The sequence below is a fragment of the Pantoea sp. S-LA4 genome (genome assembly GCF_054482835.1).
On the sequence record NZ_JBTLRC010000002.1, the window covers coordinates 3,465,164 to 3,486,901 of the forward strand.

19 protein-coding genes are annotated in these 21,738 nt (G+C 53.0%); 10 read left to right on the forward strand and 9 right to left on the reverse strand.

Annotated features, from left to right (window positions below):
- Nucleotides 1–234 precede the first annotated feature (234 nt).
- The 5 genes from glgP to glgB all read right to left on the reverse strand — a co-directional run bounded on the left by glgP (nt 235) and on the right by glgB (nt 9,663).
- Complete coding sequence (glgP, locus tag ACX3P5_RS17195; protein ID WP_336756762.1) at nt 235–2,682, reverse strand: glycogen phosphorylase; 2,448 nt, start codon at nt 2,680–2,682, stop codon at nt 235–237.
- Nucleotides 2,683–2,701: 19 nt separating this feature from the next.
- Complete coding sequence (gene glgA / locus ACX3P5_RS17200; RefSeq protein ID WP_233986888.1) at nt 2,702–4,135, reverse strand: glycogen synthase GlgA; 1,434 nt, start codon at nt 4,133–4,135, stop codon at nt 2,702–2,704.
- A gap of 62 nt (nt 4,136–4,197) precedes the next feature.
- A complete protein-coding gene (gene glgC / locus ACX3P5_RS17205) occupies nt 4,198–5,490 on the reverse strand; it encodes a glucose-1-phosphate adenylyltransferase (RefSeq protein WP_233986887.1) in 1,293 nt (430 codons plus the stop codon).
- A 10-nt stretch (nt 5,491–5,500) separates the two neighbouring features.
- On the reverse strand, nt 5,501–7,483 hold the full coding sequence (glgX, locus tag ACX3P5_RS17210; RefSeq protein WP_458969033.1) for a glycogen debranching protein GlgX: 1,983 nt from the start codon (nt 7,481–7,483) through the stop codon (nt 5,501–5,503).
- On the reverse strand, nt 7,480–9,663 hold the full coding sequence (glgB, locus tag ACX3P5_RS17215; RefSeq protein ID WP_233986885.1) for a 1,4-alpha-glucan branching enzyme: 2,184 nt from the start codon (nt 9,661–9,663) through the stop codon (nt 7,480–7,482). Before glgB ends, glgX begins: the two co-directional genes overlap by 4 nt.
- A gap of 31 nt (nt 9,664–9,694) precedes the next feature.
- On the opposite strand from glgB, the gene ACX3P5_RS17220 reads away from it, so the two are divergent.
- From ACX3P5_RS17220 to ACX3P5_RS17235, 4 genes are all read left to right on the forward strand, one after another.
- On the forward strand, nt 9,695–9,997 hold the full coding sequence (locus ACX3P5_RS17220) for a hypothetical protein (RefSeq protein ID WP_233986884.1): 303 nt from the start codon (nt 9,695–9,697) through the stop codon (nt 9,995–9,997).
- A gap of 327 nt (nt 9,998–10,324) precedes the next feature.
- Nucleotides 10,325–10,834: a DUF2778 domain-containing protein gene (locus ACX3P5_RS17225; RefSeq protein ID WP_458969034.1), complete on the forward strand. Its 510-nt coding sequence runs from the start codon at nt 10,325–10,327 to the stop codon at nt 10,832–10,834.
- A 248-nt stretch (nt 10,835–11,082) separates the two neighbouring features.
- Nucleotides 11,083–11,568 carry an Hcp family type VI secretion system effector gene (locus ACX3P5_RS17230; protein WP_336756767.1) on the forward strand — a complete coding sequence of 162 codons (486 nt, stop codon included), beginning with the start codon at nt 11,083–11,085 and terminating at the stop codon, nt 11,566–11,568.
- A gap of 394 nt (nt 11,569–11,962) precedes the next feature.
- Nucleotides 11,963–12,124 (forward strand): hypothetical protein, encoded by a 162-nt coding sequence (locus ACX3P5_RS17235; RefSeq protein ID WP_336756769.1) that lies wholly within the window; start codon nt 11,963–11,965, stop codon nt 12,122–12,124.
- 490 nt (nt 12,125–12,614) lie between these two features.
- On the opposite strand, the gene asd is transcribed toward ACX3P5_RS17235, so the two are convergent.
- Together asd and ACX3P5_RS17245 are read right to left on the reverse strand one after the other, a co-directional pair.
- Complete coding sequence (gene asd / locus ACX3P5_RS17240; RefSeq protein WP_233986881.1) at nt 12,615–13,724, reverse strand: aspartate-semialdehyde dehydrogenase; 1,110 nt, start codon at nt 13,722–13,724, stop codon at nt 12,615–12,617.
- Nucleotides 13,725–13,758: 34 nt separating this feature from the next.
- On the reverse strand, nt 13,759–14,094 hold the full coding sequence (locus ACX3P5_RS17245; RefSeq protein WP_458969203.1) for a hypothetical protein: 336 nt from the start codon (nt 14,092–14,094) through the stop codon (nt 13,759–13,761).
- On the opposite strand from ACX3P5_RS17245, the gene ACX3P5_RS17250 reads away from it, so the two are divergent.
- Entirely contained in the window at nt 13,985–14,536 is a 552-nt protein-coding gene (locus ACX3P5_RS17250; RefSeq protein WP_233988115.1) for a YhgN family NAAT transporter, read from the forward strand. The genes ACX3P5_RS17245 and ACX3P5_RS17250 overlap by 110 nt on opposite strands.
- Nucleotides 14,537–14,589: 53 nt before the next feature.
- Here ACX3P5_RS17250 and ACX3P5_RS17255 read toward each other — a convergent pair whose 3' ends face one another.
- Nucleotides 14,590–15,282 (reverse strand): response regulator, encoded by a 693-nt coding sequence (locus ACX3P5_RS17255; protein WP_458969035.1) that lies wholly within the window; start codon nt 15,280–15,282, stop codon nt 14,590–14,592.
- Nucleotides 15,272–16,909 carry an ATP-binding protein gene (locus tag ACX3P5_RS17260; RefSeq protein ID WP_458969036.1) on the reverse strand — a complete coding sequence of 546 codons (1,638 nt, stop codon included), beginning with the start codon at nt 16,907–16,909 and terminating at the stop codon, nt 15,272–15,274. The genes ACX3P5_RS17255 and ACX3P5_RS17260 overlap by 11 nt, the downstream gene beginning before the upstream one ends.
- A gap of 361 nt (nt 16,910–17,270) precedes the next feature.
- Between ACX3P5_RS17260 and ACX3P5_RS17265 the strand changes: the two genes are divergently transcribed.
- The 5 genes from ACX3P5_RS17265 to citE are packed head-to-tail and all read left to right on the forward strand — an operon-like array spanning nt 17,271 to nt 21,731.
- Entirely contained in the window at nt 17,271–18,632 is a 1,362-nt protein-coding gene (locus ACX3P5_RS17265) for a 2-hydroxycarboxylate transporter family protein (RefSeq protein ID WP_458969037.1), read from the forward strand.
- Nucleotides 18,633–18,649: 17 nt separating this feature from the next.
- On the forward strand, nt 18,650–19,546 hold the full coding sequence (locus tag ACX3P5_RS17270; protein ID WP_458969038.1) for a fumarylacetoacetate hydrolase family protein: 897 nt from the start codon (nt 18,650–18,652) through the stop codon (nt 19,544–19,546).
- On the forward strand, nt 19,524–20,549 hold the full coding sequence (gene citC, locus ACX3P5_RS17275) for a [citrate (pro-3S)-lyase] ligase (RefSeq protein WP_458969195.1): 1,026 nt from the start codon (nt 19,524–19,526) through the stop codon (nt 20,547–20,549). Before ACX3P5_RS17270 ends, citC begins: the two co-directional genes overlap by 23 nt.
- Nucleotides 20,550–20,565: 16 nt before the next feature.
- On the forward strand, nt 20,566–20,859 hold the full coding sequence (gene citD / locus ACX3P5_RS17280; protein WP_458969039.1) for a citrate lyase acyl carrier protein: 294 nt from the start codon (nt 20,566–20,568) through the stop codon (nt 20,857–20,859).
- Nucleotides 20,856–21,731 (forward strand): citrate (pro-3S)-lyase subunit beta, encoded by an 876-nt coding sequence (citE, locus tag ACX3P5_RS17285; RefSeq protein ID WP_458969040.1) that lies wholly within the window; start codon nt 20,856–20,858, stop codon nt 21,729–21,731. Before citD ends, citE begins: the two co-directional genes overlap by 4 nt.
- Nucleotides 21,732–21,738 lie beyond the last annotated feature (7 nt).

Genomic DNA, 21,738 nt, shown 5'->3' on the forward strand with positions numbered 1-21,738 from the left:
AAAACCGGGCTGCATAATAACGTATGCGTCAGCCAGGCCGATATGATCTGGCAAGGCAGCCGGGGAGTCGATCGAAAAGATCCCGGCGATCCTGCGCCATCAGGGCAGTCCGGGAAGGAGAGTGCGCGAGGCGCCGCGGTCAGGCGGGAGAGCGGAAGGTCACAGCGAATGCGGTGGCGGAGATGACCGGCGCTCACTCTGCGGCCAGGGCTTCAGCCGCAGAGTGAAATCGCGTTACAACCTTATCGGGGAGATATTCCAGATCTCATCGGCGTACTCCTGAATGGTACGGTCCGAGGAGAAGTAGCCCATGCCGGCAATATTCATCGCGGCACGCCGCTGCCATTCTTCCGGCTGACGATAAAGCGCATCCACCTTATCCTGGGTATCGACATAGCTGCGGTAATCCGCCAGCAGCTGGTAGTGGTCGCCGAAGTTGACCAGTGAATCGAACAGGTTACGGTAACGGCCTGGCTCCTGCGGACTAAAGACGCCGGAGGCAAGCTGCGTCAGCACCTGATGCAGTTCCTGATCCTCTTCGTAATACTGGCGCGGGTTATATCCCCCTTTGCGCAGCGCTTCCACCTGCGGCGTGGTATTACCGAAAATGAAGATATTCTCTTTACCGACGTGATCCAGCATCTCGACGTTGGCCCCATCCAGCGTGCCGATGGTCAGTGCGCCGTTCAGAGCAAACTTCATATTACTGGTACCGGAGGCTTCGGTACCGGCAGTGGAGATCTGCTCGGAGAGATCGGCGGCCGGGATGATGATCTGCGCCAGACTGACGCTGTAGTTCGGGATGAAAACCACCTTCAGCTTGTTCTTCACCTGCGGATCGTTGTTGATCACTTTAGCGACATCATTGATCAGATGAATGATGTGTTTGGCAACGTAGTAGGCCGAGGCGGCTTTACCGGCGAAGATATTGACGCGCGGTACCCACTCTGCATCGGGATCGGCTTTAATGCGGTTATAGCGGGTGATCACATGCAGCACGTTGAGCAGCTGCCGCTTGTACTCATGGATACGCTTGATCTGCACATCGAACAGCGCGTTCGGGTCCAGCACCACATCGAGGTTTTTCGCCACCCAGTCAGCCAGACGCCGCTTGTTCTGGTGCTTGGCGACCGCCACTTTTTCAATAAAGGCCGGATAATCGATCTGCGCCTTGAGCTCACCGAGCTGGCTGAGATCGGTACGCCAGTTGCGGCCGATCTCCTCATCCAGCACCTCAGAGAGTGCCGGATTGGCCAGCGCCAGCCAGCGACGCGGTGTAACGCCGTTGGTCTTGTTGCAGAAACGGCCCGGGAACAGACGCGAGAAATCGGCAAACAGCGACTGCACCATCAGGTTGGAGTGCAATTCAGAGACGCCATTAACCTTGTGGCTGACCACCACCGCCAGCCACGCCATGCGAATCCGGCGTCCGTCGTTCTCGTCGATAATCGAAATGCGCGACAGCAGATCCCAGTCATCCGGGTAGTAGTCCTGAATGGTTTTCAGGAAGAAGTCGTTAATCTCGAAAATGATGCTGAGATGGCGCGGCAGAATTTTGCCAATCATATCGACCGGCCAGGTCTCCAGCGCTTCAGTCATCAGCGTGTGGTTGGTGTAAGAGAAGACCTGACAGCAGACGTCAAACGCGTTGTCCCAGCTGAACTTATGTTCGTCGATCAGCAGGCGCATCAGTTCAGGGATCGCCAGCACCGGGTGCGTGTCATTCAGGTGGATGGCGATTTTATCGGCCAGGTTATCCCAGGTCTGGTGCATCCGCCAGTGACGATTGAGAATGTCCTGTACGGTGGCCGAGACCAGGAAATACTCCTGACGCAGACGCAGTTCACGACCAGAATAGGTTGAGTCATCGGGATAGAGCACGCGGGACACGTTCTCGGAGTGGTTTTTATCTTCAACCGCCGCGAAATAGTCGCCCTGGTTGAATTTACCGAGGTTGATTTCGTTACTCGCCTGCGCGCCCCATAACCGCAGCGTATTGGTAGCATCGGTGTCAAAGCCAGGAATGATCTGGTCATAGGCCATTGCCAGAATTTCTTCTGTCTCCAGCCAGCGCACCTTCGCGCCTTCATGCTGCACCCGGCCACCGAACCGCACTTTGTAACGGGTATTGAAGCGCTGAAATTCCCACGGATTACCATATTCAAGCCAGTAATCCGGTGACTCTTTCTGCTCACCTTCCACAATGTTCTGTTTGAACATGCCGTAATCATAACGAATGCCGTAGCCGCGACCGGGCATCCCCAGCGTCGCCAGCGAGTCGAGGAAGCAGGCCGCCAGGCGACCCAGACCGCCATTGCCGAGGCCAGGATCGTTCTCCTCTTCCATCAGCTCGGCCAGATCCAGCCCCATCTCATCCAGCGCCTGGTTCAGATCGTCATAAATCCCCATCGCCAGCAGCGCATTGCCCAGCGTGCGGCCCATCAGGAACTCCATCGACAGGTAATAGACCTGCCGCACATCCTGCGACAGCTGAGCACGGCTGGAACGCAGCCAGCGCTCAACCATCCGGTCGCGCACCGCCAGCAGCGAGGCGTTAAGCCACTCATGCTTATTGGCGATAGAAGGATCTTTACCGATGGTAAACATCAGCTTGTAGGCAATCGAATGCTTTAAGGCATCAACCGTCAACGTTGGTGAGGCGTAAGTGAAAGGTGCATTCATATCCAGTTTTCCCAATCCGTTACATCAAACGTTGGTAGAGATCACGGTAGGCTTGTGCCGCCACCTGCCAGCTAAAATCCATCCCCATAGCCTGGCGCTGAACGTAACGCCACAGCGAAGGACGAGACCACAACACAAAGGCACGCCGGATAGCCCGCAATAGCGACCAGGCGTTAGCATCTTCAAAACTGAAACCGCTGGCGATACCGTCCGCCAGGTTCTCTAATGAACTGTCATTGACCGTATCGGCCAGGCCGCCGGTGCGACGCACCAATGGCAACGTACCATACTTCAGGCCATAGAGTTGGGTCAGACCGCACGGCTCGAATCGGCTCGGCACCACAATCACGTCCGCGCCGCCGACAATGCGGTGCGAAAACGCCTCGTGATAGCCAATCTGAACGCCGACGCTGCCCGGATGCTCGGCCGCCGCGGCGAGGAAGCCCTGTTGCAGCTCGGCGTCGCCCTGCCCCAGCAGCACCAGCTGTCCGCCCTGCGCCAGCAGGCCCGGCAGCGCTTCCAGCACCAGATCCAGCCCTTTCTGTTTGGTGAGACGGCTGATGACGCAGAACACCGGCGCCTTATCATCCACCTTCAGCCCCATCGCCACCTGCAGCTGACGTTTGTTTTCCGCCTTGGCTTCCAGCGTGTCGCGGTTATAGCGCGCGCTGAGCAGCAGGTCATGCGCCGGGTCCCAGATTGACGGGTCCACGCCGTTGAGAATGCCGCTCAGGCGGCCTTCGAGCATCCGCTGTGCCAGTAAGGTTTCCATACCATAACCAAACTCGGCCGAGGTGATTTCATGCGCATAGGTCGGGCTGACCGCCGTGACGTGATCGGCGTAGTAGAGGCCCGCTTTGAGGAACGAGATCTGGCCGAAAAACTCCAGGCCATACATGCTGAAAAACGACCACGGCAGACCAATCTCTTCCATGTGATGCGCCGCGAATAGCCCCTGATAGGCCAGGTTATGCACGGTGAACACCGATTTCGCCGGGCGACCGCGCGCCTCCAGATAGGCGCAGGTCAGGCCAGCATGCCAGTCATGGGCATGAACAATATCCGGTCGCCACATCGCATCCAGCCCGCACGCCAGCTCACAGCCCATCCAGCCGAGCAGCGCGAAGCGCAGATAGTTATCGACGTAGGCAAACTGCGACTCATCATGATACGGACTGCCCGGACGGTCATAGAGCCCCGGCGCGTCAATCAGGTAGATGCCTACCCCGTTAAACTCACCAAACAGTAATCGCACATGTCCGGCAAAGGTATCCAGTTCTGTAACCACCTGAAGATCAGGTATGCCCTTGCGCAATGCTGGAAAAGCGGGCAATAACACCCGCGTATCCGTGCCACCCGCAATTTGTGCTTGAGGTAATGCCCCGACTACATCAGCCAGTCCGCCCGTTTTAAGCAGCGGGAAAAGTTCTGAACAGACATGTAAAACCTGCATCCTCGACCTCATTAAGTTATCAGGCACGATCCGCGTGCCGATTGCGTGTGTTCCGCTATCGCTTACTGCCCGGCCCTGGCCAGTTTAGCCAGCATGGCGCGGGTAACCAGTACGATGCCTTCATCCGAACGGTGAAACCGGCGACTGTCTTCATCAGGGTTTTCGCCGATAACCATTCCTTCTGGCAGCTCGCAGGCGCGATCAATCACACAGCGGCGCAGACGGCAGGATCGGCCAACCACCACATCGGGCAGCAGCACGGTTGAATCAATGTTACAAAACGAGTTAACGCGCACCCGGGGAAACAGCACCGAGTTCACCACCACTGAGCCGGAGATGATGCAACCGCCCGATACCAGCGAGTTCATGGTCATGCCGTGACTGCCGGAACGATCCTGAACAAACTTGGCGGGCGGCAGCGGCTCCATATGGGTGCGGATCGGCCAGGTGACGTCATACATATCCAGTTCAGGCATCACCGAAGCCAGATCAAGGTTGGCGCGCCAGTAGGCTTCCAGCGTGCCGACATCGCGCCAGTACGGCGGCGCGTTGTCGTCGTTCTGTACGCAGGAGAGCGCAAAAGAGTGCGCATAGCCCTCACCGCTCGCCACGATTTTCGGCAGGATATCTTTGCCGAAGTCGTGATTAGAGCCTGGCGTCTGCAGATCCTCTTCCAGCAACGCATAGAGATAATCGGCGTTGAAAACGTAGATCCCCATGCTGGCCAGCGCTTTGGTGTCATCGCCCGGCATGGTCGGCGGTTTTGGCGGCTTTTCGACGAAGTCGATCACCATGTTCTCTTCGTTCACCGCCATCACGCCGAACGCGGTGGCTTCATGCACCGGCACCGGCAAACAGGCGATGGTACATTTCGCCTCGTTGACCACGTGGTCCAGTAGCATGCGCGAATAATCCATCTTATAAATGTGGTCCCCGGCAAGGATCACGATGTACTGCGCCTGATAACGGCGAATCACATCAAGGTTCTGCGTCACCGCATCGGCGGTGCCGCGATACCACTGTTCGGTGGAAAAGCGCTGCTGCGCTGGCAGCAAATCCACAAACTCATTCATCTCTTCATTGAAGATCGACCAGCCACGCTGAATGTGCTGGGTCAGGGTATGAGACTGATACTGGGTAATCACGCCAATGCGGCGGATACCGGAGTTAACGCAGTTGGATAAGGCAAAGTCGATAATGCGGAACTTGCCGCCGAAGTGCACCGCCGGTTTGGCGCGTTTTGCCGTCAGGTCGACCAGGCGTGTACCGCGTCCACCGGCGAGGATCAGAGCAACCGTTTGTGTAGGGAGCTGGCGCGCCAGCATCAGGTGTTCTGTTCTATCTAATTTAACCATGTCTGACTCCTTATGATTGCTTTTGGAACACGCACACACCGTGTGCGGGACCATGCCAGACAGTTAACAGGATGGGGTTGTCGTCCCCGGCGAAAGGAGGAAGGGCACGCCATTCTCCGTCTGGTAAGACGATGTCATTCACCGAATCCGTGGCGTTTATTGTTATTAACCAGCGGCCGGACAGCAGGATCTGCAATCTGTGCGTTCCCTGTGCCCATTCATCGTGTTGCAGTGGCTGACCACCGGCATTGAGCCACTGCACATTGCCATCACCGTCCTGCCACCAGCGATCCGCCGTCAGCGCCGGAATGCGCTGACGGAGCTGAATCAGGGCGGCGGTGAATCCAACCAGTCCTTTCTCGTCCGCCTGCCAGTCAAGCCAGCTCAGGGCGTTGTCCTGACAGTAGGCGTTGTTGTTGCCGTGCTGCGTATTGCCGCGCTCATCGCCCGCCAGCAACATCGGCGTGCCCTGCGACAGCAACAGCGTGGTGAGCAAACCGCGTACGCTGCGGCGGCGGCGCTCAATCACATCGAAGCTGACACTCAGCCCCTCTTTGCCGTGGTTGTGACTGTAGTTGTCGCCGTGCCCATCACGGTTATCTTCCCCGTTGGCTTCATTGTGCTTGCGCTCGAAGCTCACCACGTCCCACAGCGTGAAGCCGTCGTGCGCAGTGATCAGGTTGACAGTGGCGTGTGGCAGCCGGTTCTCATGCTGAAAAAGATCGCTGGAGGCGGCAAAGCGGCGGGCAAACTCGCCGTTGCTTAACGCGCCGTGCAGCCAGTAGCGTCGTGCGGTATCGCGGAACCGATCGTTCCACTCGGCAAACGGCGCAGGAAAATGCCCAACCTGATAGCCGTTGGGGCCGATATCCCAGGGTTCGGCAATCAGCTTGACCTGTGACAGCACCGGACAGGCGCGTATCGCTTCAAACAATGGCGCATCGCGCTGGTAGTCGGGCGTACGGCCCAGCACCGGAGCCAGGTCAAAACGGAAACCATCGACGTGACAGACCTGCACCCAGTAACGCAGCGCATCCAGCGCCCACGCCATCACCTGTGGATGATGCAGATTGAGCGTGTTGCCGCAGCCGGTCCAGTTCTGGTAGTCGCCCTGCTCATCCAGCCAGTAGTAGCTGGCGTTATCGATGCCGCGCAGTGAAATTGTCGGGCCGATGACGTCCAGCTCAGCGGTGTGGTTAAACACCACATCCAGCAGCACTTCGATGCCCGCCGCGTGCAGGTTTTTAACTGCCTGCTGAAACTCCTGCAGCGGCGTCAGCCCATCCTGACCCGAGGCATAGCGCGGATCGACGGCCCACAAGGCAAACGGGTTGTAGCCCCAGTAGTTGCTCAGCCCCAGCTGAAGCAGCCGCGGTTCACTGGCAAAATGGGCAATCGGCAGCAGCTCAATCGCCGTGATGCCGAGCCGACGCAGGTAATCCACCATAACAGGATGGCCGAGCGCCGCGTAAGTGCCGCGCAGCGTTTCCGGAATTTCCGGATGCTGGCGGGTCAGGCCACGCACGTGCGCCTCGTAAATTACGGTGTTGCCCCACGACGTGCGCGGCGCGACATCGTCCTGCCAGTCAAAATCGTCGGCGACCACCCGCGACTTTGGCGCGATGGCCGCGCTGTCATGGGGATCGGGTGCGTCAATGCCGCCATGAAAGCGGGGATCGTCCGGGACATCACCGTCAACGGCGCGGGCGCAGGGATCGACCAGCAGCTTAGCCGGATTAAAGCGATGGCCCTGCTGCGGAGCCCAGGGACCGTGTACCCGATAGCCGTAGCGCTGTCCCGGCTTGAGTCGGGGTACATAGCCATGCCAGATATCCCCGCTGCGGCCAGGCAGATCCATACGCTGCTCCACCCCGTTTTCATCAAACAGGCAGAGCTCGACGCGCCCGGCATGTTGCGAAAACAGGGTGAAATTGACGCCTTTGCCATCGTAACTGGCGCCAGGCGGCTGCGGATCGCCGGCCGTTATGGTCATTCGCCCTCCCGCACCAGCCACAGGGTCGCCAGCGGCGGCAGGTTGAGACTCAGCGACTGCGGTCGCCCATGACTCGGCTGCTGATCGGTATGCACGCCGTGGTTGCGCACGTCACTGCCGTGATACTCATGCTGGTCAGTGTTCAGCACTTCGCGCCACCGGCCCGGCTGATTGACGCCAAAGCGGTAACCCGGACGCGGCACCGGCGTAAAGTTACTGACCACGATCACTTCATTGCCTTCACGGTCGCGACGGACAAAGGCAAACACCGAATGTTCCGCATCGTCGACCACCAGCCACTCAAAGCCCTGCGGATCGAAGTCGAGCTGGTGCAGCGGCGTATAGTGCTGATAGGTATGGTTGAGGTCGCGTACCAGACGCTGCACGCCGTGGTGCCAGTTGTCGCCGCCCTCCAGCAGATGCCAGTCAAGGCTGACGTCGTGATTCCACTCGCGGCCCTGAGCAAACTCGTTGCCCATGAACAGCAGTTTCTTGCCGGGGAAGCCCCACATCCAGCCGTAATAGGCGCGCAGGTTGGCGAACTTCTGCCAGGCGTCACCCGGCATACGGTCGAGAATGGAGCGCTTGCCGTGCACCACTTCGTCATGTGACAGCGGCAGGACAAAATTCTCGGTGTAGTTGTACATCATGCCGAAGCTCATCAGGTTGTGATGATAACGGCGATGGATCGGATCGAGCTTCATGTAGTCGAGCGTGTCGTGCATCCAGCCGAGGTTCCATTTGAACCAGAAGCCCAGCCCGCCGCCCTCGGTCGGGCGCGTCACGCCAGGATAGTCGGTTGACTCTTCCGCCATCGTCACCGAGCCGGAAGCGACCGTGCCCAGCGTGCGGTTGGTGTAGCGCAGGAATTCAATCGCTTCGAGGTTTTCACGTCCGCCATACTGGTTCGGCACCCATTCGCCTTCAGCGCGGCTGTAGTCGCGGTAGATCATCGACGCCACCGCATCGACGCGCAGACCATCGATGCCAAAGCGTTCGACCCAGTAGAGCGCATTGCCCGACAGATAGTTGCTGACTTCACGCCGGCCAAAGTTATAGATCAGGGTGTTCCAGTCCTGATGAAAACCTTCACGCGGATCGCTGTGTTCATACAGCTCAGTGCCGTCGAATTTCGCCAGACCGAAGTCATCGCTCGGGAAGTGGCCCGGCACCCAGTCCAGCAGTACGTTCAGGCCGGCGGCGTGAGCGCTGTCGATAAAGGCGCGGAACTCATCACGGGTACCAAAGCGGCGGGTTGGCGCATACATGCCCAGCGGCTGATAACCCCAGCTGCCATCAAACGGATGTTCGTTGATCGGCAGCAGTTCAATATGGGTAAAGCCCATCTCTTTAACGTAGGGCACCAGCTGCTCAGCCAGCTCTTTGTAGCTCAGCCAGAAGTTATTATCGGTGTGGCGTCGCCATGAACCGAGATGTACTTCATAAATAGAGATTGGCGCATCGAAGGCGTTGGCCGCTTTGCGCTCCTCTTTCATCTCGATCGCATCCGGCAGGCCACAAATCATTGAGGCCGTTTGCGGGCGCATCTGCGCTTCAAAAGCGAACGGGTCCGCTTTGATACGCAGCTCGCCGTTGGCATCAATGATCTCAAACTTGTACAGCTGACCGTTTACCGCACCTGGCACAAACAGCTCCCAGATGCCCATCTCTTTGCGCAGACGCATCGGATGACGGCGGCCATCCCAGAAATTGAAATCACCCACTACCGATACGCGACGGGCGTTCGGCGCCCAGACGCAGAAACGGGTACCGGTAACGCCATCGATCACGTCACCGTGCGCGCCCAGCGTTTCGTAGGGACGCAGATGGGTCCCTTCAGCCAGCAGCCACAGATCCATCTCCTGCAGCAACGGGCCAAAGCGGTAAGCATCATCGATCAGGTTCTGCTGGCCGTGCCAGTTCACCGCCAGCTGATAGCGGAAACGGTTTTTGCGGCGTGGGATCACACCGCTGAAAAAGCCGCGTGCATCTTCGCACGCCAGCTGGGCAAGTTTACGCCCGGTGGAGGTTTCAATAACCCACACTTCCAGCGCTTCGGGTAACAACGCCCGGACTTCCAGGCCTTGCTGAGTCTGGTGCATCCCCAGTAACGCAAACGGATCGGCATAATTACCTGCAAACAGGGCGTTGATCGCATCGCGATCGGGAAGCTCTGACATGACTTTCTTCCTGTGATAGTTGGCAGGCGAAATGAACGCGACGCAGCCTGTCACGCTTCACATGCGCTGCTCTTTATTGAGCCATACGTACGACGACAAAAGGCATCTGGCCATTCCATGGGAAAAGGTCTTTGCCGTGTACAACAACCATTTAGTCCGGAAAGCAAAACAGTCAACTCGCGGTACATCATGGTTAAATCATAGCTTGGTAGCGGCAGTTGCCATGGTCGAAACCAAAAAATTATTCATCGACCGGCAAAAAAGGGAAGCTGATCACTTTGTAAGCGAAACGGCAGGTTGTTTCGTGTACGACAGGGACAAAAAAACCGGGTAAAAACAATGATTATTTTCATTTATGCTGCCTGCAATATCCCGACTGATGAAGCAACATTTTTCATCGGATCGGAAATGTGTCGCTGATGCCGACCCCTGTCAGACGCCAGGATCAATGAGTGCAGACGACGGTTAAGAAAAGCTACCTGATAATGAGCTGTAAATCGATGGTTAACAGCATGTTTCTGACATGAACAGAATCACGCCATAAAAAGGGTAAGAAGTGAATCTGCTTCACGATCTTAAACTTTGCACGAAATAGCCGTACATCTGTTTTTTACTGTGCATTAGCATGCAAATACACATTGTCAGAGGCCAAAGGATTGCTATGGCTTTACAAGGAAAGTTTGTAATCAATAACGCTGATTATTCCCCACTCATTTTTCCAGGTTTAGGCACATTTTTAGCTTTTTCTGGTAATGGTATCTACCGTAATAAAGGTGGCTGCGGGATGATAATCAATAAGGGGCCATTACCTGCCGGATATTACTACATAGTTGACAGACCTTCTGGAAATTGGGTCAATAGCGTCAGAGCATGGGCTATTGACGAAATAAAAAGTGCATTTAAGTATCATGTTGATCATTCAGAATGGTTTGCCCTTTTTCGTGCTGATAGCATGATCGACGATAGCACTTTCTTTAGGGGTGTAGACCGGGGGAGTTTCAGACTTCATCCTGGTCAGGTCTCAGAGGGCTGCATTACGCTGGCCTGGCAATCAGACTTCAACATGTTGAGGAATGCTCTGTTAAGAACGTCCAAAATCCCGGTTCCGGACACAGACTTAAAAGCCTATGGCACTATTGAGGTCATCACTTATGGCGACACTTGCCCATAAATCAGGGAAGGTAGCCCTCTTCCTTCTGCTTTTAATTTTCGTGGGCCGGGCTATGGGTGAACCCTATAACTGGATTCACTATGATTTCGTTTTAAAGCTGGGAAGTATGCTTTATGGCCCTGGGGAAATTGGAGCAGAGGCAATAGATGATACGTATTTCTATATTAGTTTCCTCACTAACATAGTTATCACTACAGCACTTTTTTCCATAACAATGAAGTTAATCAGAAAAATAAGGAGATGATGACATGCCAATTCCTGCTTATATGTGGCTCAAAGATGATGGCGGTGCTCATATTGAAGGCTCTGTTGATGTCAGGGATCGCGAGGGCAGCATTGAGATTGTTGGTTTCAGTCATGGGCTGAATATTCCTGTAGACAGCACCAACGGCAAGATTACCGGTAAGCGTTCACACTCACCGATGATGATCGAAAAGGAGTTTGATAGCTCAAGTCCTTATCTTTACAAGGCGGTAGCTACGGGGCAGACGCTGAAAAGTGCGGAAATCCGTTGGTATAGAATCAACTATGCAGGACAGGAAGAGTGTTACTTTGTCATGACTATCGAGGGGGTAAAGATTACTGGTGTGAATCCCGGTATGCCAAACGCTAAAATGTCAGGTAATGCGCAAATTAATCATATGGAATCGATATCCATGATGTATGACAAAATCACATGGCGTTATGTTGATGGAAATGTGCAGTATACCGATGACTGGAATGTACGGGCATAGAGCATCGGAAAGAAACGCGTAGCTGAAAGAGATTAATGCGGAAAAAACAACTGAAAAAATATAATGACATGAACTTATACTCATCGCTGCAGCGCTAAAATGGCATACCAGTATCATCGTATAGGTAGTCTATTTCAGAAAGAAACTCGCAGACACTACCTTCGCTCCAAACATTGCTGCCTGTAATGACGCAACTATTTTTTTACTTTACCAACTCTGCAAATACAGAGAATTAACATTCTAAAGAATGAATAATTCATTCAGTTTTGAACATCATCACACTTTGGAAATGAAGCGGTGAAAGTTAAAACAAAATGATTGAAAGCAAGAGGAGTTAGTCGTATCTAAACAAAAGACATCAATTAAGATGTCTATATTAATAAGGAAATTAACAATGGCAAAACATTGGTCAGGGCAACCATGCCCTAAGACTGGAACTTATGGTCAGTATCATGATACTGACAATTCATACGCAGGAACTGCCTATGACCGCCATGTAAAAAAAGATGATCCATTCCCGCCATGCAAAAACAATCATCACTATAAAGAAAAGTGATACTGAATAGAAAAAGCCCCACGGGGCTTTTTCTTTTTAACCACTGTATTACATCCTTAGTGACCACCACACCATCATTCTCATGCCGTCAAATGCATTAGCTTCTCAAAAAGCCTGCATTGCGTATGTTTGATAAATGATGATTTGTTGACGATTAAGACCTCAATGAGAGTGTTGGCAGATTCAGTCTGACGAATTCAATTTTTAAGACGCTATCTGCCCCGTTGAGCAGCGATGCAATGTGCATATTACAATGATGCAAGTCTCTGTCCTAAGCCATCCTATCAGTCTCAAAACATACGTCATAAAACGCTGAGAGCTTTTTCGCTGAAACTCAAAAAATCATCCAGATGCTTAACGAAAAACAAAAAGCCCGCAACCATCAGTATTGATTACGGGCTTTTACATAGCGACCAGGCGGTTAGCCGATCATCTTTGTCTCACCTGATCGGCATTGATCATAAATCCGGCCTTTGGCGATGTTTGCTGTTTAGTTGGTTAACAACCGCAACATACGACGCAGCGGTTCAGCCGCGCCCCATAACAGCTGGTCACCGACGGTGAAGGCGGAGAGATACTCCGGTCCCATATTCAGTTTACGCAATCGGCCAACCGGCGTAGTCAGCGTGCCGGTCACCGCGGCAGGCGTCAGTTCGCGCATCGTCAGTTCGCGATCGTTTGGCACCACTTTGACCCACTCATTGTGGGATGCCAGCAGTTGCTCGATTTCAGCCAGCGGCAGGTCACGCTTCAGCTTCAGGGTAAACGCCTGACTGTGGCAGCGCAGCGCACCGACGCGCACGCACAGCCCATCGACCGGAATCACATGACGGGTCGCCAGAATCTTGTTGGTTTCCGCCTGACCTTTCCACTCTTCACGGCTCTGACCGTTTTCCAGCTGCTTGTCGATCCACGGAATCAGGCTGCCCGCCAGCGGCACACCGAAGTTATCGGTCGGCAGCGTACCGGAACGGGTGAAGTCGGTCACGCTACGCTCGATGTCGAGGATGGCGGAGGCCGGGTTCTGCAGCGCAGGGGCAACGTGATCGTGCAGCATCCCCATCTGGGTCAGCAGTTCACGCATGTGGCGCGCACCGCCGCCAGAAGCCGCCTGATAGGTGGCAACCGAAGCCCACTCCACCAGATCCTGGGCAAACAGTCCGCCAAGCGACATCAGCATCAGGCTGACGGTGCAGTTTCCGCCGACAAAAGTTTTAATGCCGCGATCGATACCCTCACGAATCACCTGATGGTTAACCGGATCGAGGATGATGATCGCATCGTCTTTCATCCGCAGCGTAGAGGCCGCATCGATCCAGTAACCCTGCCAGCCGCTGCTGCGCAGCTTCGGATAGACATCACTGGTGTAGTCGCCGCCCTGACAGGTAATGATGATATCCAGCGCACGCAGTGCCTCAATATCAAACGCATCCTGCAGTACGCCCTGCTGCTTACCGGCAAAGGCGGGAGCCGCCTGACCGTGCTGCGACGTCGAGAAGAAGACCGGATTGATGAGATCAAAATCGCGCTCTTCGCTCATGCGGGACATCAGCACTGAGCCGACCATACCGCGCCAACCAACAAAACCTACATTCTTCATGTCGTGTCCGTCTCAGGCGGTTTTACACCTGCTTTTATGTCAGAGGAGAGAACGACGTGTTCTTTGCACGTCGCTCTGCGTAATAATAAGATTTACCTGTGACCATCAACTCTACAAAATGCAGGCTTTCTGGCAAGTGAATTAATTCGATTACGCTAACTTTTTCAGCAGCGTAACTAATAACAGCCATTTCCGGCACACAAGACGGCGTAAAACGAATGACTGAAATGATTTCAGCGACCATATTATTGTTGTTAATTATGGACCCATTGGGCAATTTGCCGATTTTTATGTCGGTTTTAAAGCATCTGGAACCGAAACGGCGGCGAGTGGTGCTGATTCGCGAAATGTTGATCGCGTTAATCATCATGCTGCTGTTTCTGTTTACCGGCGAGCGCATCCTGGCGTTTCTCAACCTGCGTACCGAGACGGTATCGATTTCTGGCGGAGTGATTCTGTTCCTGATTGCCATCAAAATGATTTTCCCGTCGGAAGAGAGCAGCAGTACCGGTTTACCGGCGGGTGAAGAGCCGTTTCTGGTGCCGCTGGCGATCCCGCTGGTTGCCGGACCCTCGCTGCTGGCGACCCTGATGCTGTTGTCACATCAGTATCCGCAACAGATGACGCACCTGGTTGGCGCGCTGTTGATCGCCTGGGGCGTGACGGTAGGTATTTTGCTGCTGTCAGGCCTGTTCCTGCGGCTGCTGGGTGATAAAGGAGTCAATGCGCTGGAGCGGCTGATGGGATTGATTCTGATTATGCTGGCAACCCAGATGTTCCTCGATGGGATTCGGGCCTACCTCAAGCTGTAGCCTGTACGCGCTTCCCCTTTCCATTGGGGAAGCGCGCCGCCAAAAATCCACCATCAATGTTCACTCCGTTTGTACATCCGCCGGGGGTGTCCAATTTTTCCATACAACATTTCCACGCTCAGAAATCCTGCCTCTACGCAGTGTTCCAGATAGCGTCGGCTGGTCGTTTTGCTGAGCCCCGTTTTGCTGACCACTTCATCTACAGAGAAGCTGTGTCTTTCGCTTTCGTTAAAAAAGCGCTGCACCCGTGCCAGCGTGCTTTCCTCGATACCTTTGTTGCCATTATCCTGACGGTAGTTTTTAGCCTGTAACTGATAAAGCGAATCTACGTTTTGTTGATCAACAATCTTCCAGATCCGCTGCTGTTCAGCAAATTGCACGAAGCGCTCCAGTGACTGTTTAAGTCGCCGCCAGGATACGGGTTTAAGAATATAATCAAACGCACCGCTACGGATCGCCAGGCTGCAGGTATCCATATCGCTTGCCGCGGTGATAAAAATGACCGAACAGTGAGCAGGGATCAGTAAGGGATTACTGACCAGACTAAGCCCTTTACCATCGGGCAGATAATTGTCCAGTAAGACAAGCTGCGGCTTTAAACTTGTCAGCAGGGCCTGCGCCTCAGCAAGTGAAGAGGCAATGCCCACCAGTCGAAGACGTGGATGCTTATTTATCAGTTCGGCGTGAAGCTGAGCCAGCTCTTTCTCGTCTTCAACGATAAGTACATCAATGGGTTCATGTTGCATAGTCGGTCTCTTTCACCTTCCGCGTAAGGGGCCGGGCGGCTGCCGTCACTGGAATAAAAAGCGAGAAAATGGCGCCACGGGGGATATTATCAGCGACCTCAATCACCCCACCTGAGTGGGTGACATAGTGCTCAATCAGGTACAGGCCAATGCCATGATCGCCCTGATTTTTTGTGGTCGTGCCCCGTTCGAATAGTCTGTCGCGGATCTCAGGCTTAATTCCAGCCCCCTGGTCAGCCACCTCAATGACTAACTCACTCGCGTTTAGTTTTATAAAAATTTCAACAGGTTGGTATGGGCGTGAAGTTCGTTGGGTCGATTCAATTGCGTTATCCAGTAAGTTTCCAATGATGGAAACCAGCTCAGCTTCCGGTATAGAAACAAAAGGTTCGTCCATCCGGCAGCCGGGATCAAAACGCAGTTCGACACCTTTCTCACGTGCCTGAGCCGATTTCCCTGTCAGCAGGCCGCAGAGCATAGGTGAATAAAAGCGTGAAGAGATGAAGTCCAACAGCTCTTGTTCGTGCGCCGATAACGCCTGAATAAAACCGATCGCTTCCTCATAACGCCCCATATGCAGCAGGCCGGAAAGTATCGTCATGAGATTAAGCTGTTCGTGGCGCATAACGCGCAGATTATCAACGTAGCATTTGACCTGACTGAGTTGGGCACTGAGCGTGTCGATTTCATTGCGATCGCGAAAGGTAATGACCCAGCCCTGTAGCGAATTTTCCAGCATGACGCTTACGCGGCTGGCAAATACTCTAAGATCGTTAAAATGACACACTTCATCGTGGGTATCCTGGCTTAAAATGGTTGAGGATTCGAAGAACGACACAGGGCGAATAATCTGGCTTATCAGCTGACCTCGCAGTTGCTGTGCGCTTTGAGACAAACTCAATAGCTTGCGGGCAGCCTGATTGATTACCTCAATCCGCAGGTCACGATCAATGACTATGACTCCTTCATAAATAGACTCCATCATGGCACTTTGCTGGCGTACCAGTAATCCAATCTCACGCGGCTCCAGTGAGAAGATCTGTTTCTTGATACTGCGGGTGAAGAACCATGAGAAGATAAACAAAGCAATAAGCAGCAGCACCGCAGCAATCAGAATGTTTACGACCTTCGTGACGGTGATAGTGTTGAGATAACTGGTCAGATAACCGACAGAAACGATACCAATAACCTGCCCGGTAGCGTTAAAGATAGGCGCTTTACTCCGCAGTGAGATGCCCAGACCACCTTCCCGGATAGTGGTAATGCTTTTACCCTGCAGCACGGCGTCGTTATCACCCCCAACCAGCGGAGTACCTACTCGCTCCTCGCGCACCGAGTGAAACAGATGTGTCCCTTTATTATCTCCAACCACCATGAAGCTGGCATCGCTATGAACGGCAATTTGATTCATGAGGTGATGGATTGCAGAAGCATTTTTTTCCTCCACTTGTTGACGTAAACCAGGAATAAGTGCAATTTCCTCCGCCTGTATTTTCGCGCGAATACTCATTTCTTTATAGAGTTCTCTTGAAACATCGAAGTAATAATACCCTGCCAGAAGCGAAAACAGTCCGGAGAAAAAAACAACCAGCGAAAGAAACAACTTTACCTGGAATGACACTTTCATCTGAAATGATACTCTCATCACTGTTATGAGCAGAATCAACGGGAGCAGAAAATATATCACTTTTACTTCGGATGATGAGCTATTTAGCTGAAAGTTGCGATCGCTTGCACAGAGCGATTTATTAAAACCTCGACAGAAAATATTTACTTACGTGAAAAGCACCCAAATGTTATTTGATTGTTCGATAATGAAAAAAAACCATTAAAACCACAAAATTAATTAAACCCTCAATCACATTAAACTATAAAAACCATTAAAACTATAGAGACCATAAAAACTTAAATTTTTATATGCCATCCCTCACAAAAAATTATCACCGACGATCTTAAACTTAACCCTTAAATAATTAAGGGGATTACTTATGAGCACAACTGACGATTCTATCTCAGCAATCCATGATCAGATAAATATCAAACGCCCGTCATTAAAAGAACGCTGGTGGCACATTATGGATACCTGGAAAGTGGGTATCATTCCTCTGCCACTATTTGTATTAGCTGGCGCGTTAATTGCGATTGATTGCCTTGGCGGCAAACTGCCCAGCGACATCGTGGTGATGGTTGCCACGTTGGCATTCTTCGGCTTTGCCTGTGGAGAGTTTGGCAAGCGCCTGCCTGTTATAGGTAAACTCGGTGCCGCTGCAATTTGTGCGACGTTTATCCCCTCCGCAATGGTCTATTACGGTCTTCTGCCTGATGTCGTCGTAGAGTCCACCACCCGGTTTTATAAATCCACCAATATTCTTTATCTTTATATCTGCTGCATCATTGTCGGCAGCATTATGAGCATGAACCGTACCGTCCTGATTCAGGGTTTCCTGCGTATTTTCTTCCCGATGGTATGCGGCGAAATTGTCGGCATGCTCGTCGGAATGGGTGTGGGTATCGCACTTGGTCTTGAACCATTCCAGATCTTCTTTTTCATCATTTTACCGATTATGGCAGGAGGCGTAGGAGAAGGTGCCATCCCCCTTTCAATCGGCTACGCTACGCTGCTGCATATGGACCAGGGTGTTGCGCTTGGTCGTGTACTGCCGATGGTGATGCTGGGTAGCTTAACTGCCATCATTATCTCCGGTTGCCTTAACCAACTCGGTAAACGCTTCCCACAATTGACCGGTGAAGGTCAGTTAATGCCTGACTGCACCAATGTGGATGCCACCCCTTCTCAGCCAGCCCTCTCTGGAAAAATGGACGTGACCACTATTGCCTCCGGTGTGCTGCTGGCGGTGCTGCTTTATATGCTGGGTATGCTCGGCCACAAATTGATCGGGCTGCCAGCACCGGTTGGCATGCTTTTTATGGCCGTACTGGTAAAGCTATGTCACGGGGTTTCTCCACGGCTTCTGGAAGGCTCGCAGGTGGTATACAAGTTCTTTCAGACCTCGGTGACCTATCCGATTCTCTTCGCTGTTGGTGTGGCAATCACCCCCTGGCAAGAGCTGGTAAATGCTTTCACCTTGAGCAATCTGCTGGTGATTATCAGCACCGTCTCTGCGCTGGTTGCGACCGGGTTCATTGTGGGTAAAAAAATTGGTATGCATCCCATTGATGTCGCCATCGTCTCTTGTTGCCAGAGCGGTCAGGGAGGTACCGGCGACGTAGCCATTCTGACCGCAGGTAACCGTATGAGCCTGATGCCTTTCGCCCAGATTGCAACCCGTATCGGTGGCGCGATTAACGTCTCCGTTTCTTTGCTGATACTGGGCAACTTCCTCGTTTAAATTTTCAGGAAATCACAATGAAACTTGCAAGCTATATCCATAAGGGTAAACGCAGTTACGGCCTCGTAACAGCCAACGGAGTGATAGACCTGGGCCAGCGACTGGGCGATCGCTTTATCGATCTGAAAGCGCTGCTGCAGGGCGACGGGCTAACTGAGGCGATGCGTTATCTCAACGATACCGTTGATATGAGAACAGACGAAATCGCCTTTTTACCGGTTATTGAGCAGCCTGGGAAAATCCTCTGCGTAGGCATGAATTATTCCGCGAAACGCGAGGAATTCGATCAGCATAATCCAGCACCCACGCTGTTTATCCGCTTTCCTGACTCTCAGACCGGCCATAAATCACCGGTGCTTAAGCCACATCACTCCAGCGAGTTCGACTATGAAGGAGAGCTGGCGGTGATCATCGGAAAAGGCGGTGAAAGCATTGGTCGTGATGTCGCGCTCCGCTATGTGGCCGGTTACAGCTGCTATATGGATGGTTCTGCGCGCGACTGGCAGCACTCCTGGTTCACCGCCGGTAAAAACTGGCGCCAGACCGGTGCGTTTGGTCCCTGGATGGTGACAGCAGATGAAATACCCGATCCTCATCAACTTGCGATCCGCACCTGGCTCAATGGCCGCATGGTACAGGAGGATAACACTGGCAGCATGATCCATAAGGTCGCTGAGTTGATCGAATATATCAGCACCTTCACGCGTTTGAGCCCGGGTGATGTCATCATCACCGGATCGCCTGGTGGAGTAGGTAAAAAGCGTAATCCCCCATTGTTTATGAAGGATGGCGATTGCATTGAGGTTGAAATCGAAAATATCGGCCATTTGAGCAATATGATCATGGAAGCGCCAGCACAGGTGCTGAAAACAGCGCACCAGGTAACACATGATGTTCAGACAACCTATTCTTGATTTCCACCTGACGGTGGTATCAACGCATCCGGAACGATTAAGGCAGATTCGCTGTTTGCTGGCAGACAGCGGTCTGGAACTGGATAACGATGTCACGCTGTTTGTAGAAGCCTGGTCTGGTTCAGAACTGGTGGGATGTGCAGGACTTGCCGCTAACGTAATTAAGTGTGTAGCGGTCAGGGAGCAACTACGAGGCACCAATCTGAGCAGCCGACTGCTGACAGAAGTAGAAAATGCCGCACTGGCTCGCGGCCATTTTCACCTATTCCTTTGCTCCCGACCCAATAATATGACGCGTTTTGCACGTTGTGGTTTTTGGCCGATTGCGCAAAGTGGCAATAACGCCGTTCTACTGGAGAATACCCCGCAGGGCATTACGCGTTACTGTCAATCGCTCAGCGCGCTGCGCAAGAACGGCGATCGTATCGGTGCGATTGTAATGAATGCTAACCCTTTCACCCTGGGACATCGTCACTTAGTGGAGCAGGCGGTGAAACAGTGCGACTGGTTGCATATCTTTGTGGTGCAACAAGACTCGTCGTTCTTCTCGTTTACCGCCCGCCTGAATATGGTGCGGGCAGGTGTCGCGCATCTGCCAAATGTATCCGTACATGAAGGTTCACAATACATCATTTCTCGTGCGACTTTTCCGGCCTATTTCCTAAAGGACAGCGTCAAAGTAGAACAGGCATGGAGTGAAATCGACGTACTGATATTTCGTAATTTTATCGGACCCGCGTTAGGCATCACCCATCGTTTTATCGGTACCGAACCCTTTTGCGATATCACCCGTCAATACAATCAGACATTGCATCTGTTGCTCGCTTCACAAATCGAGGTAATCGAAATTCAGCGGCTAGAAGCGAATGGCAAAGCCATTTCAGCGTCCGAAGTCCGTCGGTTACTAAAAACAGACCAGTTTTCGCGTATCCAGGAGATTGTGCCGCAATCCACCTTCTCACACCTTAAATTGCACTGTAGCTCGGGCAAAGAAACAGCATAATTATCAGGAAATTAAAATGAATATTGTAAGGGAAGCGCTGGCTGGAACGCTGGAATCCAGCGACCTGATGGTCAGGATAGCCCCGGCGGCTGGCGAGCTGGAAATTATCATCAACAGTGAAGTCATTAAGCAGTTTGGCGAGCAGATTCGCCGGGTCGTCGATGAGACATTGCACGCCCTGAACGTACAGGAAGGACTGATTATCATCCAGGATAAAGGCGCACTGGACTGCGTGATTCGCGCCCGTCTGCAAAGCGCGATTCTTCGCGCAACAGACGAAACATCCATCGACTGGAGAAAAATGCAATGAGCCCACTTCGTCGCAGCATGCTGTTTTTACCCGGTGCCAATGCTGCCATGCTCTCAACTGCCTTCATATACCATCCCGACTCCATCATGTTTGATCTTGAAGATGCTGTCGCTCTGCGCGAGAAGGACAGTGCTCGCCTGCTGGTTTTCAATGCACTGCAACATCCGATGTATCAGGAGATTGAAACTGTCGTACGCATTAACCCGCTGAACACACCATTTGGCTTGCTGGATCTGGAAGCCGCCGTAAGAGGAGGCGCTGATGTTATTCGTTTGCCAAAAACGGATACGCCCGAAGAAATTGACGAGCTTGAAGAACATCTAACCCGAATTGAAGGCGCATGCGGGCGTGAAGTGGGATCGACGCGAGTGATGGCGGCCATTGAGTCCGCACTTGGCGTGATTAACGCCGTGGCGATTGCCCGAAGTACTCCGCGCCTGATCGGTATCGCGCTGGCTGGTTTTGATTATGTGATGGATATGCAGACGGAACGCGGGGATGGTACCGAGCTGTTTTATGCCCGCTGCGCTGTACTGCACGCCGCACGTGCCGCCGGGATCGATGCCTTTGACGTCGTATGGTCAGACGTGAACGATGAGGCTGGATTCCTGCGTGAAGTAGAGCTTATCCGCAAAATGGGTTTTAACGGTAAATCGCTCATTAACCCTCGCCAGATCGATCTGTTACATAACGCCTATGCGCCAACCCAGTCTGAAGTAGAACACGCCCGGCGGGTAACAGAAGCGGCAAAAGAGGGCGAACGCAATGGCCTGGGCGTCGTGTCGCTCAACGGCAAAATGGTAGATGCACCGATTATTGAGCATGCGCAAAGGGTACTGGAACGCGCGGCTGCCTCAGGCTTACGTCGTTAAGGATTTC

Excerpts from the sequence above, each read along its gene's own strand:
- glgA (WP_233986888.1), bottom strand. The coding sequence starts at position 4,135 with ATGCAGGTTTTACATGTCTGTTCAGAACTTTTCCCGCTGCTTAAAACG.
- glgB (WP_233986885.1), bottom strand. The coding sequence starts at position 9,663 with ATGTCAGAGCTTCCCGATCGCGATGCGATCAACGCCCTGTTTGCAGGT.
- citD (WP_458969039.1), top strand. The coding sequence starts at position 20,566 with ATGAATATTGTAAGGGAAGCGCTGGCTGGAACGCTGGAATCCAGCGAC.
- ACX3P5_RS17265 (WP_458969037.1), top strand. The coding sequence starts at position 17,271 with ATGAGCACAACTGACGATTCTATCTCAGCAATCCATGATCAGATAAAT.
- citE (WP_458969040.1), top strand. The coding sequence starts at position 20,856 with ATGAGCCCACTTCGTCGCAGCATGCTGTTTTTACCCGGTGCCAATGCT.
- citC (WP_458969195.1), top strand. The coding sequence starts at position 19,524 with ATGTTCAGACAACCTATTCTTGATTTCCACCTGACGGTGGTATCAACG.
- ACX3P5_RS17230 (WP_336756767.1), top strand. The coding sequence starts at position 11,083 with ATGCCAATTCCTGCTTATATGTGGCTCAAAGATGATGGCGGTGCTCAT.
- glgC (WP_233986887.1), bottom strand. The coding sequence starts at position 5,490 with ATGGTTAAATTAGATAGAACAGAACACCTGATGCTGGCGCGCCAGCTC.
- ACX3P5_RS17270 (WP_458969038.1), top strand. The coding sequence starts at position 18,650 with ATGAAACTTGCAAGCTATATCCATAAGGGTAAACGCAGTTACGGCCTC.
- ACX3P5_RS17235 (WP_336756769.1), top strand. The coding sequence starts at position 11,963 with ATGGCAAAACATTGGTCAGGGCAACCATGCCCTAAGACTGGAACTTAT.
- asd (WP_233986881.1), bottom strand. The coding sequence starts at position 13,724 with ATGAAGAATGTAGGTTTTGTTGGTTGGCGCGGTATGGTCGGCTCAGTG.
- ACX3P5_RS17245 (WP_458969203.1), bottom strand. The coding sequence starts at position 14,094 with ATGATGATTAACGCGATCAACATTTCGCGAATCAGCACCACTCGCCGC.
- ACX3P5_RS17260 (WP_458969036.1), bottom strand. The coding sequence starts at position 16,909 with ATGAAAGTGTCATTCCAGGTAAAGTTGTTTCTTTCGCTGGTTGTTTTT.
- ACX3P5_RS17220 (WP_233986884.1), top strand. The coding sequence starts at position 9,695 with ATGAACGCGACGCAGCCTGTCACGCTTCACATGCGCTGCTCTTTATTG.
- ACX3P5_RS17255 (WP_458969035.1), bottom strand. The coding sequence starts at position 15,282 with ATGCAACATGAACCCATTGATGTACTTATCGTTGAAGACGAGAAAGAG.
- glgX (WP_458969033.1), bottom strand. The coding sequence starts at position 7,483 with ATGACCATAACGGCCGGCGATCCGCAGCCGCCTGGCGCCAGTTACGAT.
- ACX3P5_RS17250 (WP_233988115.1), top strand. The coding sequence starts at position 13,985 with ATGGACCCATTGGGCAATTTGCCGATTTTTATGTCGGTTTTAAAGCAT.
- ACX3P5_RS17225 (WP_458969034.1), top strand. The coding sequence starts at position 10,325 with ATGGCTTTACAAGGAAAGTTTGTAATCAATAACGCTGATTATTCCCCA.
- glgP (WP_336756762.1), bottom strand. The coding sequence starts at position 2,682 with ATGAATGCACCTTTCACTTACGCCTCACCAACGTTGACGGTTGATGCC.